The sequence below is a fragment of the Micromonospora sp. NPDC047812 genome, from assembly GCF_040704175.1.
In the GTDB taxonomy this organism is placed as follows: Bacteria; Actinomycetota; Actinomycetes; order Mycobacteriales; family Micromonosporaceae; genus Micromonospora.
This window is the reverse complement of sequence record NZ_JBEYRY010000005.1, coordinates 129,354-154,360: the sequence shown is the minus strand read 5'-3', so window position 1 is coordinate 154,360 and position 25,007 is coordinate 129,354. Positions and strand designations below refer to the sequence as shown.

The window sequence follows — 25,007 nt, the reverse complement described above, 5'->3', positions numbered from 1 at the left end:
GATCAACCGCCGCACCGTAACCAGGAACCTCACCCGACTGGGCCTTGGCAGACGCCGATTCATTGATCCGAATGGGGACAACAACCGCAAGCCGGGGAAGATCACCGCTCGCTGGCCCGGCCACATGGTCCACCTCGACGTGAGGAAGGTCGGCCGAATCCCTTACGGAGGAGGGTGGCGCGTCCACGGTCGTGACAGCGGCCAAGCCAGAGCCGCTGGGCGGGCAAAGTCAGCCGGCGCGAAAGCCGGCTACGCCTACCTGCACTCGGCCATCGACGGCTTCTCCCGACTCGCCTACACCGAGCCACTCACCGACGAGAAGGGAGCAACCGCAGCGGCGTTCCTCGCCCGAGCGAAGGTCTGGTTCGCCGCCCACGGCATCGACCACATCCACCGAATCGTCACCGACAACGGTGCCTGCTACCGATCAGCCGACTTCGCACGCATCGTCGGTCACCAGTCCCGACATAAAAAGACAAAGCCCTACACGCCGAGACACAACGGGAAGGTAGAGCGCTATCAGCGGATTCTGGCCAAAGAACTCCTGTACGCCCGCGAGTTCACCAGCAAGGATGCCCGCTCGGCCGCGATCGCGGTTTGGAACATCCACTACAACTACCACCGGCCGCACAGCGGAGCAGGCGGCCGCCCGCCAGCCTCACGCTTGTCGGCCGGCGTCACCAACGTTTGACCCTCATACACCTAGAGCTGAGCAGCATCCCCTTCAGGACTGGTCCCGGTGTAATTCAGGGATACTTCGCGTATGCGCAGCCATGCCTTCGCCTTGATCCCCTGCCTGCTGCTGGCGGGCTGTTTCGCGGGCGAGGCCGCCGCACCGTCGGCGGCTCCCGCCACGACCGCGTCACCGGCCCCACCGCCCGCCACGTCGGCGCCGGCACCCGCGACGACCGCGATTCCGACCGAACCGCTCCGGCTGACCGATCAAATGACCCGGCCTGGGGCGCGATTGCGGTTCGGCGAGAAGGCAATCGTGCCCGTCCGCCACTATTACCCCCTGCTGAAGACCTACGCCGAGGGCGTGCTCGGCATCGTGGTGCAGCGCATCGAGACGACCCCGGGTTCGGAGGTCCAAGGCAACTTCGACGCAGACAGCAGGGCGGTACTGAAGCGCCACACCGCGTACTACGGGACACGCCGATTTCTCGGACGGGTTTTTCGGACACGATTTACCCGCCCTGACGACATATCTTGATCTTGTCCGGAAAACGATCGATTTTCAGACGGCCGGCCCCGTGTGCCCAATCTGGGGCCAGGTTCAGATTGCCGTGCATCGGACGACAAGTGGAATCCTCGCGTCGTTGGCATCGGTCTTAACGGCGCCGACGAAAGTCAGCACGCCGCCAGGCCAGAAGGTGAGGGTCCCCAGAACGTCGTAGTGCTCAAGGAAGTAGAGCGCGATGTCATAGTGGTCGAGAGCGTCGTCATCGACGGTCAGCGTCAGGGTATCGCCCGAACTTGCGAGTGGCACGTCTCGAAAGTAGAGGCGGGGAGGCTCCAACGCCCAGTCCGCGGCCTCAGGCGGAACGGTGGCGGCGTGAAGCTGGCCGGTCAGCATCCTGGAGTCGGTGACCGCTACCGTGCTGCGGCCTCGGTCAAGGCCCAAGTCGGTGTCACCCCAGCGAAAGTCCCCCCCCCACGTAACGAGAGTATCGCCCCACCGAAATCGATCGTTTCCTGGACAGCGGACACGCTCTGGTGCCGCCACCGGCAGAAACCCTCCAGGCGTGGCCGAGCAGGGCCGGGTCGGCGCCGCCTTGGAGCCGGGTGGCGGAGGTGTGGCGCAGCCGATGCGGACGACTTGGGCGATGCCGGAGTCGCTGAGCGGGCCTCGTTGGCCCGTCCCCAGTGGTCCCGGCTCGGAGCTGCAGTGGCGGGCCCAGGCAGTAAGGGAAGCCATTGGCCTGTCACCTCTGCCAAGATCCTGATGCACGCCAAAGCGCGGCACATGAGAGCCCCCTGCCACACCGCAGACCAACGGCGGGTTACGACCGGCGCCCAACCACGGGATAACCATCGCCATGCTCCGCAAAAACACCAACGCAGACCAACTCAACCTTGTTGGGACGGCCTTGCCGTCGCTGCCTCGACCTAGGCGTCCGTCGTAGGACGGCATTGACGAGGTAGCCGAACCGACCGTTGACCTGATCGGCATCTCGGGAAATCAATGGCTTCGACCGGCGCACCCCTTCATCGACAGGCTGGGCGAAGAGTGCGTCCGTCGAGACAGCTGACTGCGTTGGGGTAGCTTCGCTCATCGGCGCTACTCGAAGCGGCGTCGGCCGCCCGCCCATGGGGCCGGCAGCCCGAAAGCCATCAAGAGGCAGAGCGGTCTGAGTTGACCTGCAAGTACGCCCTGGCGTCTGTGCTGCGTGAAGGCGGCGCGGTGAGCCCGATGTGAGCCCAGACGTCTACGGATTGGACGGCACCACGGAGCATTCACCGACACCCACAGGGGCGTCTACCAGGACAGATAGACACCCCTGTGGATCGTCAATCACAGGCAATCATGACCGGGATCCAACTTCTAATCCCAAGGCCGCAGGCTGCTCCCCGCGTACACGGGGAGAATCTGGAGGGATCGACTTCGCGAAGCCCACCCCGGCTGCTTTCCGCGCCTGCGGGGCTGATCCCACGACCCGGTCGGGCCAGCTATTCACGGCCGGTGGCCATGATGAGGGCCTCGGTGAACTGCTTCCAGGTCGGCTGGTCGGGGAAGTTTTCTCCTCGGTTCAGGTAGAGGCCGGGCAGGGCTTTGAGTGAGGACTCGAGTGCGCCCAGGAAGCGTTCGAGGGTGTGGTTCTCCCACTCGGTGGGATGGGTGCGCAGGTCGGTGAGCATCCGGCGGACGATGTCGGCGGCGTCGGTATGTGTGGTGACGTGGCTGACCTCGTCGGGATCGATGTTGGTAAACCTACCGGTCTCGTAAGAGCTGCTCATCGGGTCATCGTGCCTGTTCTGTTGGAGAGACCTGTTCCGGGTCCGCTTCACGCCAACGGGTGCGGCTCACCGGCAAGTGCCGCGAGTGCGGCGGCGACTTCATGGACTGTCGCTCGGACGTAGGTAGCGGTGGTGCCGGCGTCGCCACCGCTGCCCGAGTGACCGGCATATGCACGGGCGATGGCGTAGCCGAAATTCCGTTCCACCCACGTCAACGTGGTATGCCGCAACCAGTGCGTACTGACCTGCTGGGCGTGCACCCAGGGCAGGCGCTCACCGATGCGCACCCACAGGTGGTCATATCGCCGGTAGGTGATGGGTTGCCCGCTGCGATATCGGAACAGTGGCCCTGCCTCGGTCGCGTGCCGCTGCTCCGCATGCCGCTGCAGGTACCGCATGAGCGTCGGCGACACCGGCTGCCACCGCACCGTCTCGCCATTCTCCCGCAACATGATCAGACACTGATCCCGGTCCAGATCCACCGGCCTCAACGCCAACGCCCCACCCCGCCGGCATGCCGTCTCGGTATGCAACCGCAGCAGCAGACTGTCCAACGCTGGATCATCACCCGTAGACGCCGCCACCTCATTGATCTCGGCCAGCCGGCTGTCGGCCAACGCCCGCCGCGTACTCGGCAACCGCCGCGGCTTCGCCACCCTCAACGCGGGATTGTCAGCCTCGGTCATGAGGCCGTCAGCGACCGCCCGCCGGTACAGACAGCGCAACGCCGCGATCAGATGCTCCGCTGCACTGCGCCCACCCCGCGCGTTACGCCGAGCCACCACATGCGCCCTGACATACTCCGCCAACCGCTCGATCTCCGACGGCGTCGGCTCATCGATACGCCGCTGACCCCACTGCTCGACCACCCGCTTCCAGTACGAGCCGTACGCCCGCCGCGTGCCGGCCGTGACCGCAGCCGCCACCACTGGCACGTACTCCGCGAACGTCGGCGCCGCTGGGCGATCCGACGCCGCCCCCACCAGATCCGCCGGCGAGATCCCCATCCGCGTCAGCAACAACCGCGCGGCATCCAACTCCGCCCTGCCCGCCATCGCCGCACTCATGCGTCATCAACACGCAACACCGCGCGCTGAGCCTGGGCAACCATGGCGTCCAAGGCCGTCGGCGGATACACCACGAGCAGGTCTGCGACAGGATCGGCGGTCAACAAGGCCCGATCCCCGGCTTTGAGCCCACACCAGTGCCGCACCGGCGCCGGCAGCAGCAGGTGTCCCTGACCGGTGAGAGCGAAAACTCCACCAGGATCCCGGCGCACGACAATGACGCCAGCTCTCTCGCGGATCTCCAGTCGGGCACCCGGCTCCCAAGCCAGGGCACGCACGATGCCTCGATCACGGATCCGGCCGCTGGCATCGACCGACGCGAGACGGTACACCTTGGCCTCGGACCGTTGCTGCGCAAGCGCTGGCATCGGCAACGGAGCCCGTCGCAGGGGTACGTGGGCGTCACGACGGTTGCTTCGCCCACGGTCCGGCAGAAGAACCGGGGGAACGACGGAAGCCAGAGAGGGCTCAGCCACAGCGACCGCCACCTTCGACCGACACAGGGTCGGTGAGGTTGGTCGCGAAGATCAAGTTCACGTGGTCAAGGGGCCTTGACCACCAGTACGTAAGAGACGGCATGGATGCCGCAAATTTGTGTCCGAGGGGGGACTTGAACCCCCACGCCCTATACGGGCACTAGCACCTCAAGCTAGCGCGTCTGCCATTCCGCCACCCGGACCTGCTCGTCCAGCCTACCGTGTCGACCGAGGTGACCTTCCACCCGCCGGCCGCCCTGGTGGGCCGCACGGGGAGTTACTGTACACGCCCCGGGTGGATCATGCACATCGGCTTCCGGCCGATGGACCGCCGCAGGTCGGGAGGCATCTCGCCCCGGGCGAACCGTGGCAAACGGGAGGGGCTGGGTAGCGTCCGACGGGCCTCACGCGGCAGCATGGCCACGTGTCCCATCCCTCTCCCCTGGCCGCCGTGCAGCACCGGGCCCTCGCCCTGCGCGCCGCGGGCGATCTCTATTCCGCCCGTCGGCTGCTCAACGACGCCGTCGGCTCCGCCCGGCCGCCGTACGGCAAGGACCACCCGGATGTGCTGAGCACCGCGCACCTGTTGGCCCGCCTGCACCGGGAGGCGGACGACCCGGGTGCCGCCCGCCGGGTGCTGGAGGAGGCGTTCGCCGCCGGCGAGCGCCTCTGGCCACCGTCCGATCCGCTGATGCTGGCGCTCTCCTTCGAGCTGGCCGCGGTGGCGGACGAGCTGGGCAACCGGCACGAGGCCCGCCGCAACTACACCCGCGTCGCCGCCCTCGGGCCCGCCGTGCTCGGCGTCGACCACCCTGCGGTACGCACGGCACGGCAGTATCTCGGCGACGCCGCTCCCGCCCCTCAGCCCGCGCCGCCGGCGGCGCGGCCCGACATGTCCGCGCTCTCCGAGCCGACGATGTCGCTGGCGGTGCTCTCCACCACCTGGCGTCCGCACGAGCCCGCCGCGGTCGGCCTCCCGCAGCCGTCGGCCGTGCACCCGACGCCGCACGTCACGAGCGGCCCGCCGGCCGCACCGGCGTCCCCGCACACCCCGCCGATCCCGCCGCCGCCACCCGTTCCGGGCGTACGTCAGGTGGGACGGGCCACTCCCGTCGCCCCGGCGCCGCATCCTGCGGCGGTCCCGCAGCCGCCCCGCTCGGGCGGCCACGCGCCGCAGATGCCGCCCGCGCCGCCGCAGGCGTATCCGGCCCCGCCGCAGGGTGCCCAGGTTCCGCCCCCGCCGGTGGTGCCCGCCCCGCCCCGGCAGTCGTGGGCCCCGCCGACGCCACCGCACGTGCCGGCCCCGCCGCAGGCACCGCACGCCCCCGGGCGGGGACAGGCGACCCCGTACGCCACCCCGCCGCAGCGGATCCCGCCACCACCGACGATCCCGCCGCCGCCGGTGGTGCCCGCGCCACCGGGGCCGGCCCGTGCCGCCGTACCCCCGCCTCCGGCCGTGCCGTCCTCGGCGCAGCCGCCGTACGCCCCGGCGGTGCCCATCCCACCGCCCCCGGTCGTGCCGTCGGCGTCCACCGCCGCCCCGGCGCACCCTCAGGTGCCGTCGGCGCCCGTGCCGCCGCCCCCGGTCGTCCCGGCGCAACGGCCCGCACCGGCCTCGCCGCGGTCTCCCTGGGCGCCTCCTCCCGGACCGGCCCACCCGCCGGCGACGCCGGGTCCCGCCACACCTGCGCCGCGCCCCGCTCCGCCGGCGGCGGCCGGGGTGGCCTCGGTCGTTCCGGCCCCGAGGACGGCGCAGCCGCCGGCCCCGCCGGCGACGGCGGCCCCGGTGTCGTCTCCGCCTGCCGCGACGCCCCCCGTCCCGCCGCCCCCGCGCCACGCGGCCGCCGCTCCCGTCGTCGCCGCGCCGGAGCCGCCCGCCCCACCCGTGCCGGCCGTGCCGGCCGTGCCGAAGCCGCCCGTTCCTCCGCCTGCCGCCGCCGAGCCGCCCGCGCAGGCGAGGGCTGCGGTGCCCCCGGCGGGACCCGCCGTTGCGTCGCGACACCGGGCCGCCGACGAGCCGTCCCCGACCGTCGGCGCGTCGGCCGGGACGGCGGCGTCCGAAGCCGTGTCGCCGTCGAGCACCACGCCGCCCGGAACGGCAGCGGGGCCCGCCGCCGAACCACCCTCCAGCACGGCTACGACCAGCGCCGCCTCACCCCGCCCCGGTACGCCGGATGCCGAGCCTGCCGCGCATGCCGAGCCTGACGTCCCGTCCTCGCCGCTGGCCAGGTCCGTCGGCGAGGCCGCGCGCGCGTCGGCGCCGAAGGCGGCCGCCCCGGCGCCGGAGGGAATCGCCCCGGCGTCGGAGCGCCCCGCCGGGGCGGCACCCGGATGGGCCAAGCCGACCATCCAGGTCAAGCAGATCGAGCCGCTGCTCGCCGAGGAGATCGCTCGCGCCGCCGGCACTCCCGCCACACCGGATGCTCCGGTCAGCCCCGCCCGATCGTCCGCGACGCCGCCGCCCGACACGTCACCGGCAGCGGCGCACGCCGCCCCGGTCAGTGCGCCGCCGGTCAGCGCGCCGCCGGTCAGTGCACCACCGACGCCGCCGGTCAGCGCACCGCCCGCGTACCCGACGGGCAGCCCGCCCGTCAGCGCACCGCCCGCGCCCCCCGTCAGCGCACCGCCCGCGTACCCGACGAGCAGCCCACCGGTCAGCGCACCGCCGCGGGGTGTCAGCACGCCGCCGGTGCCCCCCCTGCCGCCGATCCCGCCCCCACCGTCGGTGATGCCACCGCCGGTCAGCGCGCCGCCCGCTCTTCCGCAGCCGTTCAGCGCGCCGCCCGGGGGCCAGCCGCCGGTGAGCGCGCCGCCGTGGAGCATGTCCGCGCCGCCGTGGAGCAGCACGGCTCCCCCACAGGCGCTCACGGGAGCGACGACCGACGCCGACGCCGACCAGCCGGACGTCGAGGAGGAGCTGGAACGGGCCGAGTGGGAACGGGAACGGGAGGAGGTGGAGCAGGCGGAGCCGGAGCGGGAGAAGGTCGACGACCTGCCGCCGGCGTACCTCGACATCGACGAGACGTTCCCGATGAAGGCGCAGCCCGTGCGGGCCCGGCCGACGGTCCAGCACCCCGCGCAGCAGCAGGCGCCGGCCTTCCCGCCGCCGCCGGCGTACCCGATGATGCCGGAGCCCGAGGAGGGCGGCCGGAACCGCACGGCGGTCATCGTCGCGGTGGTCGTCGCGGTCCTGGCCGTGGTGGCGCTCGTCGGCGTGGGCGTGCTGGTGCTCAACCGGGACGCGGCGCCGCCGGCGGGACCCGCCTCGCCGGCGGCCGCCGCGCCGGCCGCGTCCGCGGCCGGCCCGCCGCCGGGCGGGCTGACGCTGAAGGACGACTCGGCGACGATCACCCTGAACTGGACGGACCCGGCGGGTGGCGGGGTGCCGTTCATGGTGGCCGGCGGCCGGACCGGTCAGGCGCTGGGCGTGATGGCCACGGTGGACCCGGGGCAGACCAGCTACACCGTCAACGGGCTGAACTCGCGGGTGGACTACTGCTTCACCGTGCTGGCGGTCTACTCGACGGACTCGTTCGCCACCTCCGGGCAGGTCTGCACGGAGCGGCAGGGCGACACGCCGTCGAGCTGACCGTCCACTGCGGCGTGGCGCACACGCACGGTGTCCACAGGGGGACGGTGCGGGTTCCCACGTCCCCGACCCGGCCATATGATGGCACCCGGCTCAGGGGAGGGTCGCCGGGCACGGCGCGCCACCTGCCAGGGACGACACGGGAGGCAGCCGGTAGTGGCCACCATCGATGACACCGGGCACGCCGGCACCGGCCCGCCGCGTCGCCGGCCCCGCCGGATGCGGGGCGGGGTCGTCACCATCGCGACGGTGGCCGCGCTGCTGGCCGCCATGGGGCTCACCCTCCACGGCCTCGGCGCGGCGGACAACGCGGTGGCGAGCCACGACGCGAGTTCCTGGCTGTGGAGCGCCGCGCGCAGCGAGTTGGCCCGCGTCAACGGCATCACCGCCCGGGTCGACACCCGGGTCGGGGTCCCGGGCGCCCGCCGGCACCCGATGCAGGTCACCCAGACCGACCGGCTGCTGGTCCTGCGGGACCTGAACACCGGGCAGGTCAGCTCGCTGGACCTGGCCACCCTCCAGATCACCGCGACCACCCGGACGACCCCGGGGCTGGGCGTCAACGTGGCCCTGCACGAGGACGCGGCGTTCGTCGTCGACGCCGTGCAGGGCGTCGTCCGGCAGCTCGACCCGCGGTCGCTGACCCCGATCGGCGAGCCGGTGCGCTACCCGCCGGGCATCACCGGCGGATCCTTCGACGGCGAGGGGCGCCTGTGGATCGCGGTGCCCAGCGAGGGCACCGTCTCGGCGGTCACCGCCGCGCCGCTGCCCTCCGCGCCCGCGTCGGCGGCCCCCGCCGGGGCCGGGCTCAGCCCGAAGAAGGTCGAGACGTACGAGGTCGCGGACGCCAGCCACGAGCTGGTGGTCTCCACCCTGGACGACGGCGTCGCGGTGCTCGACCGCACCGCCAGCGCCCTGGTGACCGTGCAGCGCGGCGAGGTGCGGACCACGCCGCTGACGATGACCGCGCCGGGCGCGCTGCCGGCGCGCACCAGCGGGCCGCACGTGCCCGTGACGGTGCCCGGCGAGCGACGGGTGCACGTGGTCGACGACGCAGGCGCGGTGCGGGCGTTCACCGTGCCGGGCGCGGGCGACAAGCTCAGCCCGGCCGTGGCGTGGGCCGGCCGTTACTACTGCGCCGACGAGGCGTCCGGCACCGTCTACGCCTTCGACTCCGGCGGGCAGCTCGTCGACACCATCCGGGGCCGGGGCACCGGGCCGCTGGAGCTGGAGGTGCGGGAGAACCACCTGTTCATCAACGCCCCCGACTCGGCCACCGCCCAGGTGGTGGACGACAAGCACCAGGTCCGCGAGGTCGACAAGTACGCCAACGACGTCCTCGGCGGCGACCCGCCGCCCGCTCCCCCGCCGCCGCCCCCGCCGAAGAAGCCCAAGGTGGGCAAGCCGGGCGCCCCGCGCGGCGTCACCGCCGCCGCCGGCAACGCGCAGGCCCGGGTGAGCTGGCGGCCGGCCCCGGCCAACGGGGCGGAGATCACCCGGTACGTGGTGCAGGGCGCCGACCAGCGCGTGGAGGTGGGCGCCAACCAGCGGGCGGTCGAGATCAAGGGCCTGACCAACGGCGAGACGTACCGGTTCTCGGTGCACGCGGTCAACGCGAAGGGCGACGGTCCCGCGCGTACCAGCAACCCGGTGACGCCCACGGCCGCGGTGCCGGACCCCCCGGCCGGCGTCACCGCCCGGGAGCGCCCGGACGGCACGGTGCTGGTGAAGTGGCCGGCCGCCAACGGGCAGGGCAACACGATCGCGAAGTACGTGGTCACGGCCACGTCGGCGGGCACCAACGCCCCGGCCGGCGAGTCCCGCAAGACCGAGCTGGTGGTGCCGGCGGGCGAACTGGAGTACGGCACGCAGTACGCGTTCACGGTGGTGGCGGTCAACGACCGGGGCGCCGGCTCGGCGGCCTCGCCGGTGAGCAACACCGTCGTGCCGTACGCGCCGCCGGAGCGGCCGACCGAGCTGCGGTCGACCACGGTGGCCGATCGGCCGGGCGCCGTCGCGGTGCAGTGGTCCCCGGCGGCGGCGAACGGCCGGCCGGTGACGAAGTACCTCGTGGACGTGGGCGGGCGCAGCAGCGAGGTGACCGACACCCGGGCCACGGTGGACGGGCTGGGCAACGGCCAGAACGTCACCGTGAAGGTGCGGGCGGTCAACGAGGCCGGGCCCGGCCCGGAGGCCACCACCACGGCCCGCACGGTGGCCGAGCCCCGCGTCACCGTGACCGGTTCCTCGGCCACCGCCACCTCGGCGACGGTGACGTTCACCGTGGACGCCGGTGGCGGCAAGGCGACCTGCTCGCTGAGCACGGCCGGTGAGCCGGCGAAGACCGGGAACTGCTCCGGCATCACGATGACGGGCCTGACGCCGGGCACGAAGTACACCTTCACGGTGACGGCGCGCAACGCCGCCGGCGACGGCACCGCCACCCGCGCCCAGGCCACGGGCGCCCTCTACGGCATCGCGACCTGCCGCAACGGCTCCTCCGGCGCGGAGGCCAGCTACTGCACCCGGGAGATCCCCGGCGAACGCAACGGCAACGAGATCTTCGAGGTCACCCGGCAGGACGACGACCGGCAGGCCGGCTGGGTCGCGAACGGCACCCGGCTCAAGGCCTACTGCAAGAAGCAGGGCGAAGAGGTCTACGCCTACATCTACAACAACGAGAAGCGCAGCACCTGGTGGGTGCAGGTCGACTACAGGGGACGCAACTACATCCCCTGGGCCTGGCTCAACCTGGAGGGCGGCGACGACATCAAGGTCCTGCCCACCTGCTGACCCACCCAGGCAAGGAGCACCACCGCCGTGAACACCCCAGAACCGCTCACCCAGCCGGAGGTGCAGGGCTTCGCCGCCCTCGCCGCCCGGCTGGCCGAGAACGTCAACGCGGTAGTGCTGGGCAAGCCGCAGGTGGTCCGGCTGGCGCTGACCGCCCTCTTCGCCCAGGGGCACGTGCTGCTGGAGGACGTGCCGGGGGTCGGCAAGACCACCCTGGCCCGGGCCATCGCGGCGACGGTGAAGGGGCAGTGGCGGCGCATCCAGTTCACCCCCGACCTGCTCCCCTCCGACGTGTCCGGGGTGACGATCTTCAATCAGGCCACCCGGGGCTTCGAGTTCCACCCGGGGCCGGTGTTCGCCAACATCGTCATCGCCGACGAGATCAACCGCGCGTCGCCGAAGACCCAGTCGGCGCTGCTGGAGGTGATGGAGGAGCGCACCGTCACCGTCGACGGGGTCCGGCACCCGGTGCCGCAGCCGTTCCTGGTGGTGGCCACCCAGAACCCGGTGGAGATGGACGGCACGTACCGGCTGCCCGAGGCCCAGCTCGACCGGTTCCTGGTGAAGCTCTCCGTCGGCTACCCCGACGAGGCGGTCGAGGTGGAGGTGCTGCGCGGGGCGACGGTCCGCTCCCCGGAGGCGCTGACCGCGGTCACCGACACGGCCACCGTCGGGGAGATGGTCCGCATGGCCCGCCGGGTGCACATCGCCGAGCCGCTCTACGCGTACGCGGTGCGGCTGGCCGCGGCCACCCGCACCCACCCGCAGGTGCGCGTCGGGGTCAGTCCCCGGGGCGTGATCGCGCTGACCAGGGCGGCGTGCGCGTACGCGCTGATCGACGGGCGGGGCTGGATCATGCCGGAGGACCTGAAGACCCTGGCCGAACCGGTCTTCGCACACCGGCTGCTGCTCACCCCCGACGCGCAGGTGCGCGGGGTGACCGCCGCCGAGGTGCTGCGCCAGGCGGTCGCCTCGGTGCCGGTGCCGCTCCCCTCGGGCCAGCCGGCCCCGGTCCAGGGCTGACCGGCGACGCCGGTGTCCGCGTTCACCGCCCGGTGTGTCGGGCTGCTCGTCGCCGCCGTCGTGCTGCTCGGCGCCGGCTTCCGCTTCGCGTACCCGGAGTTGACGCTGCTCGGGGCGGCGGCCGGCATCGCCGTGGGCCACGCCGTGCTGAGCGCGGCCTGGCGGCCGCGCCTGGAGGTGACCCGCAGCGCCGACCCGGACCGGGTGGCGCGGGGCGAGCCGGCCACCATGACCCTGACGGTGCGCAACGCGGGGCGGCTGCGGGCGGCGAGCCTGGTGGCCGAGGACCGGTGCGGCGACCGGGCGGTCCCGGTGCCGCTGCTGCGGCTGCGACCGGGCCGCGACATGACGGTCCGCTACGAGGTGCCGACCGCCCGCCGGGGCGTGGTGCCGGTGGGGCCGCTGCGGGTGACCCGGCGCGACCCCCTGGGCCTGGTGGCGCTGGCCCGCCCGTACGGCGGCACGGTGCCGGTCTGGGTGCACCCGCGCGTGCACCCGCTGAACGCGGTGCCCACGGGGGCCGGGCGCAGCCTGGACGGCCGGGTCGACAAGGTGCCGCACGGGTCGATCACCTTCGACTCGCTGCGCGAGTACGTGGTCGGCGACGAGCTGCGCCGGGTGCACTGGCGCACCAGCGCCCGGGTGGGCGAGCTGATGGTGCGGGAGAACGTGGACACCAGCCTGCCGCGGATCGTGCTGCTGCTGGACAACCGGGCGGCCGCCCACCCGCAGCGCCCCGGCGGGGTGGCCGAGTCGTTCGAGTCGGCGTGTGAGGCCGCCGCCTCGGTGCTGGTCGCCGCGTACCGCGAGGCTCTGCCGGTGGTGCTGCTGCTGGTCGCGCCGGAGCCGGCCAACCTCCCGGCGGCGGGCGACGACGCGGCGGCGCACGGGCCGCTGGACCGGCTCGCGGCGGCGGGACTCGCCGACGGGGGCGACCTTCAGCCCGCCACCACCCGGCTGCGGCGGGAGCGGCTCGGCGACACGCTGGTCTTCCTCACCGGGCCGGGGGGCCGGGACGACCTGGGGACGGTGGGCGCGCTGCGGGCCGCGTACCCGTCGGTGGTGGTGGGGGTCTTCGGAGCGGCGGAGCCGGCGCCGTCGGGCGCGGCCGGCCTGGTGGTGATCGACGCCGCGGACGGGGCGGCGTTCGCCGCCGAGTGGGACGGGGTGCGCAGGTGGTGACGGTGGCCGACGGCGCGGCGGGGCGGGCGGCCGACGGGGGCGGCACCACGGCGACCACCGGCCCGACCGGGGCCGGCGGTGGTGACGGCGGTGGCCGCGCCGAGGGCGGCAGTGGGGTTGCCCGGCTGGGACGGGCGCTGCGGGCGGTCCCGGTGCCGCTGGCACTGATCACGATGATCGGCCTGGCGGGCGCGGTGCTCGGGCGGGTCTACGCCGGCCCGCTGCTGACCCGGCTGGTGCTCGGGGCGGCGGTGGGCTCGGTACTGGTCAGCGTGGCCGCCCGCCGGCTGCCCTCGTGGTTGGTCGCACCCGTCTCGGTGCTCGCGATGGCCGGCTGGACGGGCTGGTCGCTGCGCCTCACCGCGACCCGCGCCGAGCTGCCCGGCGGTCTGGCCCAGGTGACCACGGACGCCGCCGCGAACGGCATCCCCCGGCTGCTGACGGCGATGATCCCCGTGGAGCCGACCCCCGACACGGTGCTGGTGCCGCTGGTCGCCGCGTGGCTGGCCGGCCTCGCCGGGGCGGAGGTGGCGATGCGGGCGGGCCGGGTGCTGCTCGGCTACCTGCCGCCGGTGCTGCTCTACGCCGCCGCGCTCTACGTGGTCGGCCCGAACGCCGATCCCGCGATCGGGCCGACGCTGACCCTCGTGGCCGTGGCGGTGCTCGGCCTGGCGGTGCCGGCGGGCGGCAGGGCCACGGCCGGCGTCGACCCGGCCGCCGGGCTGCCGCCGGCGGTCCGCGCCGCCGTCCGGGCCCGGCTCGCCGCCGCCTCCGCCGCCGGCCTCGCGGTGGTGGTCGGGCTGGTCGCGCTGCTCGGTCCGCTGCTCGCCGGCCAGGTCGACGGCCGGCCGGTGGACCCTCGGCGGTACGTCGAGCCGCCGCAGGTGGAGACGCTGGACGAGAACCCGCTCATCCGGATCTCCGGCTGGGCGCTGAACCCGGGCCAGCAGCTGCTCGACGTGCGTACGCAGCGCTCGGGCCCGTCGGGTTCCGTGCCGGCCGGGCAGCCGGGCGCCACCCCCGGGCCGGATGCCGGCCGCCCCGTGCCGATCCGGCTGGCGGTGCTCAGCGACTACGACGGCGTGACCTGGCGGGTCGGCGCGACGTACCGCAACGCGGGGCGGATCCTGCCCGTGACGGCGCCGGCCCCCGACAGCACCGTGGAGACGGTACGGCAGGAGATCACCGTCGCCGGACTGAGCGGCCGGCTGCTGCCCGCCGTCGCCACCCCGCGCGAGGTCACCGGCGCGCGGGTGGCGTACGACCCGGCGACCGGGACGCTGATCCGCCCGGAGGGCCTGACCCCGGGGCTGCGCTACAGCGTGACGTCGGCGCTGGAGACGCCGGACGCCAACCTGCTCGGCACGGCGGACGTACCGGCCGGCGAGGAGGTGGCCCGGGTGCTGCGGGTCGCCGACGGGGTACCGGATCCGTTGCGCCGGCTCGCCGCCCAGCTCGCCGAGTCCAACGGCGCCCCGTACGCGCGGGCCGCCGCCGTGGAACAGTTCCTCGCCGAGCACTACCGCCTCGTCGCCGACGCGCCGAGCGGCCACGCGTACCCGAACCTGAACTTCTTCCTCTTCGGACCCCGCAACGCCGGCGGCCAGCGCGGCACCTCCGAGCAGTTCGCGGCGGCGTTCGCCGTGCTGGGCCGGCTGACGGGGCTGCCGACCCGGGTGGTGGTGGGCTTCCGCGCCGCCGGCGACGGCCCGGTCCGGGCCGGCGACGCGTACGCCTGGCCGGAGGTGCTCTTCGAGGGTCTGGGTTGGGTGCCGTTCGACCCGCTGCCCCGGCCCGACGAGGAGCCGCGACCGGTGGAGGAGGACTTCCGCCCCGCTCCCGAGGAGCCACCCCCGTCGGAGGTGCCGGAGCCCACGGTCGAGCCGACCGCGACCCCGCAGCCGGCGGCGGCGCCGGGCCACCCGGCCGGCTCCGGTGGACCGTCGACGGCGCTGCTGGTCGGCGGCGGGACGGGCGGCGTGTTGCTGCTGGTCGTGGCAGCGCTGCTCGTCCTGCTGCTGATGCGCCGGGCACTGACCCGGGCGCGGCTGGAACGGGGCGACCCCGGCCAACGGATCGCCGGCGCCTGGCGGGAGGTCACCGACGCGCTGCGGCTGGCCGGTCACCCGGTCGGTGGGGACCTCTCCGCCTCCGAGGTCGCCGCCCACGCCCGTGCCGTCCTCCCCTTCGGGGCGGACGTCGGGGAGCTGGCGGGGCTGCTCAACCAGACGGCCTTCGCCCCGGGCACCGCGACGGCGGAGCAGGCGTCGCGGGCCGCCGCGACGGCCGGCGACTACGTCGCCGCGCTGCGCGCCGCCCGCCCCTGGTGGCGGCGCCTGCTCTGGTCCGTGCGCCCCGGTCCCCTCCGCTGGCACCGCTGAGCCCTCCGCGAGGTTCGGCGGTCCGGCCAGCCCACCCGGGCCGCGCTGCACGCGGCGCGATCCACCGCCGTCGCTGCCGCCGGCTGCGGGTGGTGGCCTCCGTCAACCGGACCGCGAGTGGGATTTTGCACTCGCAGTGCTACTTGTCTCGGCCTCCGGGGCTGCTTAGCGTCGCATCATGCCTGCTTCCTGGACCTTCGCCGTGGCCCGTGACGACCTGAGCCGGACCACCCTCGTCGAAGGCACGACGCCCACCCTCGCCGACGGCGAGGCACTGTTGCGAGTGGACCGTGTCGGCCTCACCGCCAACAACGTCACCTACGCGGTGCTCGGCGACTCGATGCGGTACTGGGAGTTCTTCCCGCCCGGCCCGCGTGGGCTCGGCCCGCAGTGGGGACTTCCGCCGCTGTGGGGCTTCGCCGAGGTGGTCGAGTCGACAATCGAGGGGGTCGCGGCGGGGCAGCGGGTCTACGGCTACCTCCCGCCGGCGGGTCACCTGGTGGTGCGGCCGGACCGGGTGGACGCCTCCGGATTCCGCGACGCGAGCGCGCACCGGGCCGACCTGCCCTCGCCGTACAACGTGTACCGGGCGACCACCGGCGACCCGGCGTACCGGGAGGACCAGGAGGATCTGCTGGTCCTGTTCCGGCCGCTGTTCTTCACCTCCTTCATGCTGGCCGACCAGGTCGTCGACAACGACTTCTACGGGGCGCAGTCGCTGGTGCTGTCGTCGGCATCGAGCAAGACCGCGTACGCCGCCGCCTTCGAGCTGCACGGTCGCGGCCCGCGCCTGGTCGGGCTCACCTCAGCCGGCAACCTCGCGTTCACCCGGTCACTCGGCTGCTACGACGACGTCGTCTCCTACGACGGGATCGACGCCCTCGACGCCGTACCGACCGCCTATCTCGACCTGTCCGGCGCGCCCGCCACCCGGGCCGCCCTGCGGGAGCACCTCGGCGACCGGCTCGTGCGGGACGTCGCGGTCGGGCTCACCACCCAGGTCCCGAACGCCGACGCCGCCGGAGAGGTGTTCTTCGCCCCGGTGCAGATGCGCAAGCGCCGCCAGGACTGGGGCCGCGACGGGCTCGACCAGCGGTTCACCGACGCCTGGCAGCGGTTCACCGGGGTCGTGGGCGAATGGCTCGACGTACGGACCGGATCCGGACCCGACGCCCTGGAGCGCGCCTGGCGGGAGGTCCTCGCCGGCCGGACGCCACCGCGCGTGGGTCAGATCGTCCGACTGTGAACGGCGCCGCGGCGCGAGCCCCGCACGCAGCCTTCCGGTCCGGGCCCGCGATCCTGCACGGCTAGGAGCCGAGGTAGCGCAGGATCGCGAGGACCCGGCGGCTGTAGCCGGTCACGTGGGAGAGGTCGAGCTTGTCGAAGATGGTGTTGATGTGTTTCTCAACCGCGCTCTGCGACACGTGCAGGCGTTCGGCGACGGCGGCGTTGGTGTGCCCCTGAGCCATGTGGTGCAGCACGTCGCGTTCCCGCGGGGTGAGGCGGTTGAGCGGGTCGCTGTGGCTGGTGGCGGACATGAGCTGCCGGACGACCTCGGGGTCGAGCGCCGTGGCACCGGCGGCGACGCGGTCGAGTGCGTCGAGGAAGTCCTCGACCTGGGCGACGCGGTCCTTCAGGACGTAGCCAACGCCTTCGGACCGGTCGGCGAGGAGCTTCGCGGCGTAGCGCTTCTCGACGTACTGGGACAGGACGAGCACCGCGATGTGGGGCCAGCGGCGGCGGATCTCCAGCGCGGCCCGCAGTCCGTCGTCGGTGTTGGTGGGCGGCATGCGGACGTCGGTGACGACGACGTCGGGACGGTGCTGTTCGACGGCGGTGACGAGCTGGTCGGCGTCCGCGGCGGCGGCCAGCACCTGGTGTCCCTCGTCGGCGAGGAGGCGGACCAGCCCTTCGCGCAGCAGGGTGGAGTCTTCGGCGAGGACTACGCGCACGGCAGCTCCGCTCGGATCGTCGTGGGGCCACCGGGTGGGCTGTGCACGTCGAACCGGCCGTCGAGCGCGGTGACCCGGCGGGCGAGACCCTGCAGGCCGCTGCCGTGCGGGTCGGCGCCGCCGATGCCGTCATCGTGCAGGCGCATCTCGATCGTCGTCTCCCGCGCCTCGATGTCGATGGCGATCATGGTAGCCCGGGCGTGTTTGGTGGCGTTGGTGATCGCTTCGCAGGCGACGAAGTACAGCACGGTCTCGATCGGTCGGGCGGGCCGGACGGGCACGTCGTAGCTGATCCTGACGGGGGTCGCCGATCGTTGCGCCACCATGCTCAGCACCTCGTCCAGGGTGGTGTGGTCGAGTGCGGCGGGGTAGACCCGCCAGGCCACGTCCCGCAGCTCGTCGATGGCGCGCTGGGCGTCCTCGTGCGCCTGGGCGAGAAGTGCGTGCGCCTTGTCGGGGTCGCGGCTGCGGCGTGCCCGCCCGAGCAGCATGCCGAGTGCGACGAGGCGTTGTTGCAGCCCGTCGTGCAGGTCGCGTTCGATGCGCTGGCGTTCGGCGTCGACCGCGGCGATGACGCCGGCCCGGCTGACCGCCAGCTCGCTGATCCGCCGCTGCAACGCCTGGCGCGTGTGGGATTCGAGCAGGCCGCGGGCGAGCCACCGGTCCAGTGTGGCCACGCTGGCCATCGCCTGGAGGTTCACGACCAGCAGGGCGGTCCCGATGAGCCCCTGCGACAGGAAGCCGGCCAGGGTCATGCCGCCCGCCACGAAGGACCGCACCACGATGGCGGCGAGCACGGCACCGACCACGAGCAGGCCGACGGTGAGCGCGCCGAGCGCCGCCGGCAGGAGCCGGGCGGCGAGATAGCCGAGAACCCGTGGTCCGCTCGGCCGGACCGGTGGCGGGGTGGGTTCCAGGGCGATGACGGCCAGGCGGCGCCGCTCCCACTCGGCGACGCGTCGGGCGTACCGGAGGGTGGTGGCGCCGATGCGGCGGCGCGCCGCCGGCGCCGGCGAGACCGCGACCACGGCGATCCCGGCGAGGAGCAGGAACAGCGACTCGGCCACGGCGGTCAGGACACCGACCGCCACGCCCGCCACCGGCCGGCCCCTGCGGGCCACGGCGCCGCTCCACGACCGCCGACCGTGCGCCTCGCGCTCTGGCACCAGGGCCTCCCCCACGCCCGTCATCGGCCGCCCTCCGACCGGCGCGGGGTTCCGTACACCGTGCCGCGTGCGGCTCGGGCCGGGTGACCGGAGTGACCGTACGGCTCGACGGGTGCGACCGACTCGTACGGTCCGCACCTGTCCGCCTCCACCTCGTTCTCCGTCGCCGGCCGCGGTCGGCGCGCCTTGACCAGCCGGGAGACGACGAAACACCCGACGGCGAGCGCGCAGACCGCGATGACGACGTTCTGGAACGTCCCGACGTACGGCTCGACGGAGTGCCAGTTCTCCCCCAGCAGGTAGCCGGCCATCACGAACAGGGTGTTCCAGATCAGACTGCCCAACGTGGTGTAGAGCAGGAACGTGGCGACCGGCATCCGCTCCACACCGGCCGGGATGGAGATGAGGCTGCGGAAGATCGGGATCATGCGCCCGAGGAAGACGGTCTTCACCCCGTGCCGGGCGAACCACGCCTCCGTCCGGTCGATGTCGCTCACCTTGACCAACGGCAACCGCGCCGCGATGGCGCGGACCCGGTCCCGCCCGAGCGCGACGCCGACGTGATACAGCACCACCGCGCCCACCACCGAACCGATCGTGCTCCAGAGGATCGCGGCGAACAGGTTCATCCTGCCCTGCGCGGCGGTGAACCCCGCCAACGGCAGGATCACCTCGCTCGGGATCGGCGGGAACAGGTTCTCCAGCGCGACCGCCAGGCCGACACCGGGGGCGCCCAGCCGCTCCGTCAGCTCGGTCACCAACCCGACCAGGCCACCCTGCGACGGATCGGGCTCCTCGGCCAACCGGCCAGCGTGCAGAGACACGTGCGACAAACGGATCATGTCGAAGACACTATGAACTCGGCACGGCCCGGACCATGAGGTCGACCGCCGGCCCCAGCGGGCCGACCGCAACGGCCGGGGTGCGGAAAACCGCACCGCGTGGGTCAGATCGTCCGCCGGTAAGCGGCACTGTGGCGCGGGTCCCGCGACCGGCTGCTGGCGGACGGACCACTCACCACCCTCTCGCGCGAGGGATCCACCGCCATCGTCACTTCCGCTCGAACCGCGAGACGGCACGACACGCCGGAGGCGAGTGGCTTTCGGGCTGGCGGGCCGTGACACCATACCTCTGTCGTCCGTCGCCTCGGCGCGGCTCGTCAAGGTTTCGGTGGAGTCACAATGGCTGGGCTGACAGGGGCAGCGATGCCGGGCACCGCGCCGCCGGGTCCGTGTGATCGCACGGCGGTGCCCTGCCATCTCATCGGGCGGCCGGGCGTGGGCGGCCGGGGCGCCGTCCCCCTGGGCCGGGACGGGCACGGCTGCGGGTGGCGGTCAACCCGGCAGGCCATCGCCGACGCCGCCGCCACACCCCTGGAGGGACCCGATGGTTTCAGGTCGACCGACTGCCCGTCCGTGGCTGCCGTACACCGCGGCCATCGTGGCCGGAACCGCGGTCATCGCGGCGGCCTACCTGATCGTCCGGCCGGCGGCGGACGTCGGGTGCACGCCGCTGGAGGTCAGCGCGTCGATCGAGAAGGACGTGCTGCTCGGCGAGCTGGCGGAGCGCTACAACAAGAGCGATCGGCGATTCGGCGACCGGTGCGCCGTGGTGACCGTGCACGGCCTCGCCTCCGGTGCCTCGACGGACGCGCTGGCCGGCGACTGGGCGGCCAAGCAGCCCAACCTGCCGCGGCCGCAGGTGTGGTTGCCGACGTCGAGCCTGTGGACCGGGCAGTTGACGTTGCTGGACGAGGCCGCCGGACGCCCGGCGCAGACCCCCGGCCGGTACCCGTCGATCGCGAACAGTCCGCTGGTGATCGCCATGCCGCAGTCGAAGGGCAAGCACCTCCAGCAACAGGGCCCACTCGGCTGGGGTGAGATCCTGGGCTCGTCCGGGCGCACGGGCTGGGCCACCTTCGGTCGCCCCGACTGGGGGCGGTTCAGCTTCGGCAAGGTCAACCCGAACCTGTCCACCTCCGGGCTGGCGGCCACGATCGCGAGCTACTACGCGGCCATCAACCGGGCCAGCGACCTGACCGAGAGCGACGTCGCGAACCCGGCGGTGACCCAGTTCGTCCGCCGCATCGAGGCCAACGTGTCCCACTACAGCGACGACATCGTGGACCTGTTGAAGGACCGCGCCGAGGCGGACCTGTCCAGCGCCGACACGGCGACCCCGACGGACATGAGCGCGGTCGTGACGCAGGAGGAGCTGGTCTACCAGTACAACGAGGGCAAGCTGAGCCCGACCCCGGGCGAGAAGCCGAGGGTCCCGCTGGTCGCGCTGTATCCGAAGGAGGGCACGTTCAACCTCGACCACCCGTACGTGGTGCTCCCCTCGGCCAGCCCGGAGCAGCGTGACGCCGCCGCCGACTTCCTGAAGTTCCTCCAAGAGCCGCCGCAGCAGCAGAGCCTCAGCCGGCACGGGTTCCGCGACCACGAGCGGAACGCGGCCGGCCCGCTGATCGCCGCCGTCGGCGGGCGGGGGGCCGAGAACCTCACCTACTTCGACCCGCCGGATCCCGCCGTGGTCAAGGCGATCCTCACCGGCTGGGGCACGCTGCGGAAGAAGGCCAACATCCTCGTGGCCGTCGACACGTCCGGTTCGATGAACGCGAAGATCGGTGACCTGACCAGGTTCCAGGTGGCGACCAGGGCCGCCGCCAAGGGCTTCGGCCTCCTGAACTCCGAGGACAAGGTCGCGCTCTGGTCGTTCTCGTCCGAGACCCGACAGCGGCCGAAGTCGCCGTACAGCGAGGAGGTCCGGCTGTCACCCTTCGACCAGAAGGCGCTCACCAGGGAGATCAACAATCTCCACGTCGAGGGCGGCACCGCGCTGTACGCCACCGTACGGGCGGCACACCGGCACATGCTCGATCACTACGACCAGTCCCGGATCAACGCGGTGGTCGTGCTGACCGACGGCACGAACGAGTACACCAAGGACAACAACCTCGCCCGGCTGCTGAAGGATGTCGCGTTGGATCCGGAACGACCGATCAAGATCTTCTGCATCGCCTTCGACGAGAAGTCCGACTTCGGGACGCTGGACCGGATCGCCAAGGCGTCCGCGGGCAAGGCGTTCGACGCCCGCGACCCGGCGAAGATCGACGACGCGTTCGTCAAGCTGGTCAGCAGTTTCTAGCGGCGCTCAGGCGTGATCGACCGTCCCGGGCAGGAACCGCGGGTGCGAGCCGTGCGGAGGCGCCCTGCGTCAATCGCCGTCGCCGTCGCCGCCACAGCCCCCGATGTCGCCCGGGCTCGCCAGCCACAGCAGGCCGGCCGGGGTCGCGGCCTGAGTGGTCACGACCTGGTCGAGGCTCACGCGTGCCGGCAACCGCCGGTACCTCTCCGCGCCATCGGGATCCGGCGTCCGGCGCGGCGTGTCAGGTTCCGTCATCAGTGGGTCTCCTCTCGCCCAACTCAGTGGGTCGCCGGCCAGCGACGACCCGTGTCACGTCGTCATGTCGGCGGGGCTCCTGCGGAGTTCCCGGGTCGCCCGCCCCGCGAGCACCGCCAGCGGCATGCACACCACCAGCAGCAGCACTGCTTCGGCAGCACAGACCGCCATCACGGCGGCAGGCGCACCGCCCCGCAGGACGTGATCGGCGATGGACACGCCGCGCAGCACGAGGGCGGCAAGCCCCAGGAACAGGAGAGTCAGCGGCCAGTGGGCCGCCCGGACCGCTGCCGACGGGTGCAGGACGAGGTAGGCGATACCCGCGGCGGACACCGACAACGCACACAGGCCCGGCCAGTCCAGCGCCGCGAATCGCACGTCCTGCTCCACGGGAAGTGCCCACAATCCGATGACGTGCAGAGGGCTCAGGAGGACACCGGCGACGAAGGCACGGACCCAGGTCCGGGTGCGCACAGGCGGAGCCTCCCGATGGAACGCCACCAGCGCCAGCACCAGGGCCGTGTCGACGAGCACGATGAGCCAGGCGCCGGGGGGCGTGCCACCGGGCAGGGACACCGCCTCGTAGATTCTGGCGACCCAGGCCGCTGCGAGGGGCACCACCGCCAACCAGCGGGCCGGCCTGGGCTGGTTCACCGCGAGCGCGATGAACGCGGCGATCGCGAACAGACCAACGGAATCGGACGCCAGACGCCACGCTTCACCTGGCAGGCCTGATGCCGGCTCGGTGGGCGACGACGGCAGTGGCGAAAACTCGTCGGCGAGCCACGGCATGACGCCTATTTCCGTCGCCGCCATGACGGCATGAAAGAGCAGGCCGAGCAGCGCCACCGCACGGATCGCATCGCCCCAGAGCCGCGACCTCGGCTCGGCGTCGACGCCGCCGAGTCGAAGCCGCGTAGCAAGCGTCAGGACGCTGAGGACTTCATGACCGTCCGGCCGGCCGTGGTCCCGGAGGTACGCGGCGTCCTCGGTGTCCTCCTCCGCGCCGACGCACTCCAGGAACGTGTGGGCCATGTCGTCCTCCCACCTGCGGCGATAGGAGGCTGGCAGCAGCATCAGCAGCCGGCGGTACCGCTGCTCCAGGCGACTCGTCATGCCGCACCGCCCGCGGCGGGCCGCCACACACCGAGCCTTGCAGTGGCCGCGCGGGCGTTGGCGGCCTGGCGGTCAGCCTCCTCCGCCAACGCCCGCCCGCCGGAGTCGGTAAGCCGGTAGTACCGCCGGAGCCGGCCCTGCTGCACCTCCTCGCGGTCCAGTTCCACCAGACCGTCGGTGACGAGCCGGTCGAGCACGCCGTAGAGCGTGCCCACCCTCAGGTGCACCCGCCCCTGCGACAACCCCTTCACCTCGTTGACGATGCCGTAGCCATGGCAGGGCCCACCGGCCAGCGCCGCCAGGACGAAGAACGCCGCTTCGGTCATCGGTCGAGTCGCCATGGCCATAATATATCGGGAGGCAGGATATGCGTCCAGGCCGAGATATCAGAAGTCGACGTCCGGCATGCGGAGGAGTGCGCACACCCGCGTGGCCGCACGACAGTCAGAGCACGTTGCTCGTCGACCCGGTGCGCCCACGCCGCCTCACCGTGGCGGCCGGAGTTCCCATGTCCGGGCTCCACCGTGGCGACTCGTCGGGTTGGACGGTGAGCGGCTTGCCGCCGGTCCGCAGGAGCAGGAAGGGAGCGCGGCGGCCAGGTCGTTGGACGTGATCGGCGAGCTCCACCTGACCGCATGCGCCCTGTCGGTGTATCCGGCCACGGAGCCTGCACGGAAAAGCATTCGGCGGATCGCGGTGGCCGCTGCTAGTTTCGCGGGGACCGTGCGAGAGGCCGAGGAGGTGGTACCCGTGAACGTTTCGACATGGGTGCTCCCCTCCGGGGTCACGGTCGGGCGACAGGTCGTCCGGGAGCACCTTTCGTGAGCGCTCCCCGAAAGGCACGACCATGCGATTCACTACTGAGCAGCGCCTCGATGACGGGGTCATCGAACGCGAATTCACCCTCGGCGAGATCCCCGGCATCCTGTGGACGCCAGGATCCGCATCCGCAGCGGTCCCGCTGATCCTGCTCGGTCACCCCCCGCTCGGACTGCGCAAGATGCACCCCCGCCTGGTGGCGCGGGCCCGGCACGCTGCGGCGGATGGCTTCGCCGCGGCCACCATCGAGCTTCCCGGCAGCGGTGACCGGCCCCGTTGGGCCGCCGCCGAGCGGGCCCGCGCCGACTTGCGCCGGGCGCTGGAGGCTGGCGAGCCGGTCAGCGACGAGATTGTCGACGCCCTCATCCTCCCGCTCGTCGGCGAGGCGGTCCCGGAATGGCAGGCCGCCCTGGATGCCCTGCTGTCGCTGCCGGAAATCGGCGGCCCGGTCGGGTACTCGGGGGGAGTGATCTCCGTCGGCATCCGGCTGGCGCTGGTCGAGCCGCGCATCGTGGCCGCCGGGCTGTTCGCCGGGAGTTTCGTGCCTCGCAGCATGTTCGAGGAGGCCCGACAGGTCACCATTCCGCTGCACGTCCTGCTGCAGTGGGACGACGAAGGAAACGACCGGCAAGCAGCCCTGGACCTGTTCGAGGCCTTCGGCTCCAAGGAAAAGACGCTGCACGCCAACATGGGCGGACACACGGGCGTCCCGCAGTTCGCAGGGGGGACGCAGCCGGGTTCTTCGCCCGGCATCTGCGCTAGTGCCAGGACCTCGAACGGCTGAGGCGTCGGGGTCAGGCTGCCTGGGTGGCGGGCTGGCCCCAGCCGTCGGTGGCGTTCGCTGCGGATACGGGCGCGTTCGCGACGTCGGGCCGCGAGGACGTCGGGGTGGCGGGCGTTGGCGTTGCGCCAGCGCGGGTACCTGCGCTGGGACGGATCAGCGCGGGTTGGTTGGGGTGGCCCGAGCCGGCGATGACGAAGGTGCGTAGCGGCCCGCACTGGAATCTGCCACCGTCACAGCCTGACCGCCGCAACGCCGTACGCCCGTCAGGCCGACGGCGTGTCGACCAACACCGTGACGAA

19 protein-coding genes, 1 tRNA gene and 2 pseudogenes are annotated in these 25,007 nt (G+C 72.9%); 10 read left to right on the top strand and 12 right to left on the bottom strand.

What is annotated here, in order from left to right:
* Nucleotides 1–10: 10 nt before the first annotated feature.
* Together AB0883_RS20565 and AB0883_RS20560 are read left to right on the top strand one after the other, a co-directional pair.
* Nucleotides 11–691, top strand: a pseudogene (locus tag AB0883_RS20565) (integrase core domain-containing protein); the annotation flags it as partial.
* 72 nt (nucleotides 692–763) lie between these two features.
* Entirely contained in the window at nucleotides 764–1,213 is a 450-nt protein-coding gene (locus tag AB0883_RS20560) for a hypothetical protein (RefSeq protein ID WP_366642771.1), read from the top strand.
* 63 nt (nucleotides 1,214–1,276) lie between these two features.
* Here the strand turns inward: AB0883_RS20560 and AB0883_RS20555 are convergent, their stop codons facing one another.
* From AB0883_RS20555 to AB0883_RS20535, 5 genes are all read right to left on the bottom strand, one after another.
* Complete coding sequence (locus AB0883_RS20555; protein ID WP_366642770.1) at nucleotides 1,277–1,576, bottom strand: hypothetical protein; 300 nt, start codon at nucleotides 1,574–1,576, stop codon at nucleotides 1,277–1,279.
* A gap of 1,094 nt (nucleotides 1,577–2,670) precedes the next feature.
* Nucleotides 2,671–2,958: a hypothetical protein gene (locus AB0883_RS20550; RefSeq protein ID WP_366642769.1), complete on the bottom strand. Its 288-nt coding sequence runs from the start codon at nucleotides 2,956–2,958 to the stop codon at nucleotides 2,671–2,673.
* A gap of 47 nt (nucleotides 2,959–3,005) precedes the next feature.
* Nucleotides 3,006–4,025 (bottom strand): site-specific integrase, encoded by a 1,020-nt coding sequence (locus AB0883_RS20545; RefSeq protein WP_366642768.1) that lies wholly within the window; start codon nucleotides 4,023–4,025, stop codon nucleotides 3,006–3,008.
* Nucleotides 4,022–4,357 (bottom strand): AbrB/MazE/SpoVT family DNA-binding domain-containing protein, encoded by a 336-nt coding sequence (locus tag AB0883_RS20540; RefSeq protein ID WP_366642767.1) that lies wholly within the window; start codon nucleotides 4,355–4,357, stop codon nucleotides 4,022–4,024. The genes AB0883_RS20545 and AB0883_RS20540 overlap by 4 nt, the downstream gene beginning before the upstream one ends.
* A 263-nt stretch (nucleotides 4,358–4,620) precedes the next feature.
* A tRNA-Leu gene (locus AB0883_RS20535) sits at nucleotides 4,621–4,704 on the bottom strand.
* Nucleotides 4,705–4,925: 221 nt separating this feature from the next.
* Here AB0883_RS20535 and AB0883_RS20530 point away from each other — a divergent pair.
* From AB0883_RS20530 to AB0883_RS20505, 6 genes are all read left to right on the top strand, one after another.
* A complete protein-coding gene (locus AB0883_RS20530) occupies nucleotides 4,926–8,090 on the top strand; it encodes a tetratricopeptide repeat protein (protein WP_366642766.1) in 3,165 nt (1,054 codons plus the stop codon).
* 219 nt (nucleotides 8,091–8,309) lie between these two features.
* On the top strand, nucleotides 8,310–10,883 hold the full coding sequence (locus AB0883_RS20525) for a fibronectin type III domain-containing protein (RefSeq protein WP_366643015.1): 2,574 nt from the start codon (nucleotides 8,310–8,312) through the stop codon (nucleotides 10,881–10,883).
* A gap of 27 nt (nucleotides 10,884–10,910) precedes the next feature.
* Nucleotides 10,911–11,906 (top strand): MoxR family ATPase, encoded by a 996-nt coding sequence (locus AB0883_RS20520; protein ID WP_121400830.1) that lies wholly within the window; start codon nucleotides 10,911–10,913, stop codon nucleotides 11,904–11,906.
* Between the two features lie 12 nt (nucleotides 11,907–11,918).
* Nucleotides 11,919–13,088, top strand: coding sequence for a DUF58 domain-containing protein (locus tag AB0883_RS20515; protein WP_366642765.1), 1,170 nt, complete (start codon nucleotides 11,919–11,921; stop codon nucleotides 13,086–13,088).
* Between the two features lie 125 nt (nucleotides 13,089–13,213).
* A complete protein-coding gene (locus AB0883_RS20510) occupies nucleotides 13,214–15,469 on the top strand; it encodes a DUF3488 and transglutaminase-like domain-containing protein (protein ID WP_366643014.1) in 2,256 nt (751 codons plus the stop codon).
* A 178-nt stretch (nucleotides 15,470–15,647) separates the two neighbouring features.
* Nucleotides 15,648–16,715, top strand: a complete 1,068-nt coding sequence (locus tag AB0883_RS20505; protein WP_366642764.1) for a DUF2855 family protein — start codon at nucleotides 15,648–15,650, stop codon at nucleotides 16,713–16,715.
* 61 nt (nucleotides 16,716–16,776) lie between these two features.
* On the opposite strand, the gene AB0883_RS20500 is transcribed toward AB0883_RS20505, so the two are convergent.
* The 3 genes from AB0883_RS20500 to AB0883_RS20490 are packed head-to-tail and all read right to left on the bottom strand — an operon-like array spanning nucleotide 16,777 to nucleotide 19,429.
* Nucleotides 16,777–17,421, bottom strand: coding sequence for a response regulator transcription factor (locus tag AB0883_RS20500; RefSeq protein ID WP_366642763.1), 645 nt, complete (start codon nucleotides 17,419–17,421; stop codon nucleotides 16,777–16,779).
* A complete protein-coding gene (locus tag AB0883_RS20495) occupies nucleotides 17,412–18,587 on the bottom strand; it encodes a histidine kinase (protein WP_366642762.1) in 1,176 nt (391 codons plus the stop codon). Before AB0883_RS20495 ends, AB0883_RS20500 begins: the two co-directional genes overlap by 10 nt.
* A 20-nt stretch (nucleotides 18,588–18,607) precedes the next feature.
* Nucleotides 18,608–19,429 carry a DedA family protein gene (locus AB0883_RS20490; RefSeq protein ID WP_366642761.1) on the bottom strand — a complete coding sequence of 274 codons (822 nt, stop codon included), beginning with the start codon at nucleotides 19,427–19,429 and terminating at the stop codon, nucleotides 18,608–18,610.
* Between the two features lie 598 nt (nucleotides 19,430–20,027).
* On the opposite strand from AB0883_RS20490, the gene AB0883_RS20485 reads away from it, so the two are divergent.
* Nucleotides 20,028–21,734 (top strand): substrate-binding and VWA domain-containing protein, encoded by a 1,707-nt coding sequence (locus AB0883_RS20485; RefSeq protein WP_366642760.1) that lies wholly within the window; start codon nucleotides 20,028–20,030, stop codon nucleotides 21,732–21,734.
* A 69-nt stretch (nucleotides 21,735–21,803) separates the two neighbouring features.
* Here AB0883_RS20485 and AB0883_RS20480 read toward each other — a convergent pair whose 3' ends face one another.
* From AB0883_RS20480 to AB0883_RS20470, 3 genes are read right to left on the bottom strand one after another with little or no spacing between them, the layout of a single operon-like run.
* A complete protein-coding gene (locus AB0883_RS20480) occupies nucleotides 21,804–21,989 on the bottom strand; it encodes a hypothetical protein (protein ID WP_366642759.1) in 186 nt (61 codons plus the stop codon).
* Between the two features lie 54 nt (nucleotides 21,990–22,043).
* Entirely contained in the window at nucleotides 22,044–23,105 is a 1,062-nt protein-coding gene (locus AB0883_RS20475) for a hypothetical protein (protein WP_366642758.1), read from the bottom strand.
* Nucleotides 23,102–23,446, bottom strand: coding sequence for a PadR family transcriptional regulator (locus AB0883_RS20470; RefSeq protein WP_366642757.1), 345 nt, complete (start codon nucleotides 23,444–23,446; stop codon nucleotides 23,102–23,104). Before AB0883_RS20470 ends, AB0883_RS20475 begins: the two co-directional genes overlap by 4 nt.
* Before the next feature lie 506 nt (nucleotides 23,447–23,952).
* Between AB0883_RS20470 and AB0883_RS20465 the strand changes: the two genes are divergently transcribed.
* Nucleotides 23,953–24,708, top strand: coding sequence for an alpha/beta hydrolase (locus tag AB0883_RS20465; protein WP_366642756.1), 756 nt, complete (start codon nucleotides 23,953–23,955; stop codon nucleotides 24,706–24,708).
* 10 nt (nucleotides 24,709–24,718) lie between these two features.
* Here the strand turns inward: AB0883_RS20465 and AB0883_RS20460 are convergent.
* Nucleotides 24,719–24,925: pseudogene (locus AB0883_RS20460) on the bottom strand (hypothetical protein); the annotation flags it as partial.
* Between the last annotated feature and the right edge of the window lie 82 nt (nucleotides 24,926–25,007).

Coding starts and splice junctions, on each gene's coding strand:
- AB0883_RS20525 (WP_366643015.1), top strand. CDS start 8,310: ATGCGGGGCGGGGTCGTCACCATCGCGACGGTGGCCGCGCTGCTGGCC.
- AB0883_RS20555 (WP_366642770.1), bottom strand. CDS start 1,576: ATGCTGACCGGCCAGCTTCACGCCGCCACCGTTCCGCCTGAGGCCGCG.
- AB0883_RS20550 (WP_366642769.1), bottom strand. CDS start 2,958: ATGAGCAGCTCTTACGAGACCGGTAGGTTTACCAACATCGATCCCGAC.
- AB0883_RS20465 (WP_366642756.1), top strand. CDS start 23,953: ATGCGATTCACTACTGAGCAGCGCCTCGATGACGGGGTCATCGAACGC.
- AB0883_RS20505 (WP_366642764.1), top strand. CDS start 15,648: ATGCCTGCTTCCTGGACCTTCGCCGTGGCCCGTGACGACCTGAGCCGG.
- AB0883_RS20475 (WP_366642758.1), bottom strand. CDS start 23,105: ATGACGAGTCGCCTGGAGCAGCGGTACCGCCGGCTGCTGATGCTGCTG.
- AB0883_RS20490 (WP_366642761.1), bottom strand. CDS start 19,429: ATGATCCGTTTGTCGCACGTGTCTCTGCACGCTGGCCGGTTGGCCGAG.
- AB0883_RS20470 (WP_366642757.1), bottom strand. CDS start 23,446: ATGGCGACTCGACCGATGACCGAAGCGGCGTTCTTCGTCCTGGCGGCG.
- AB0883_RS20545 (WP_366642768.1), bottom strand. CDS start 4,025: ATGAGTGCGGCGATGGCGGGCAGGGCGGAGTTGGATGCCGCGCGGTTG.
- AB0883_RS20560 (WP_366642771.1), top strand. CDS start 764: ATGCGCAGCCATGCCTTCGCCTTGATCCCCTGCCTGCTGCTGGCGGGC.
- AB0883_RS20480 (WP_366642759.1), bottom strand. CDS start 21,989: ATGACGGAACCTGACACGCCGCGCCGGACGCCGGATCCCGATGGCGCG.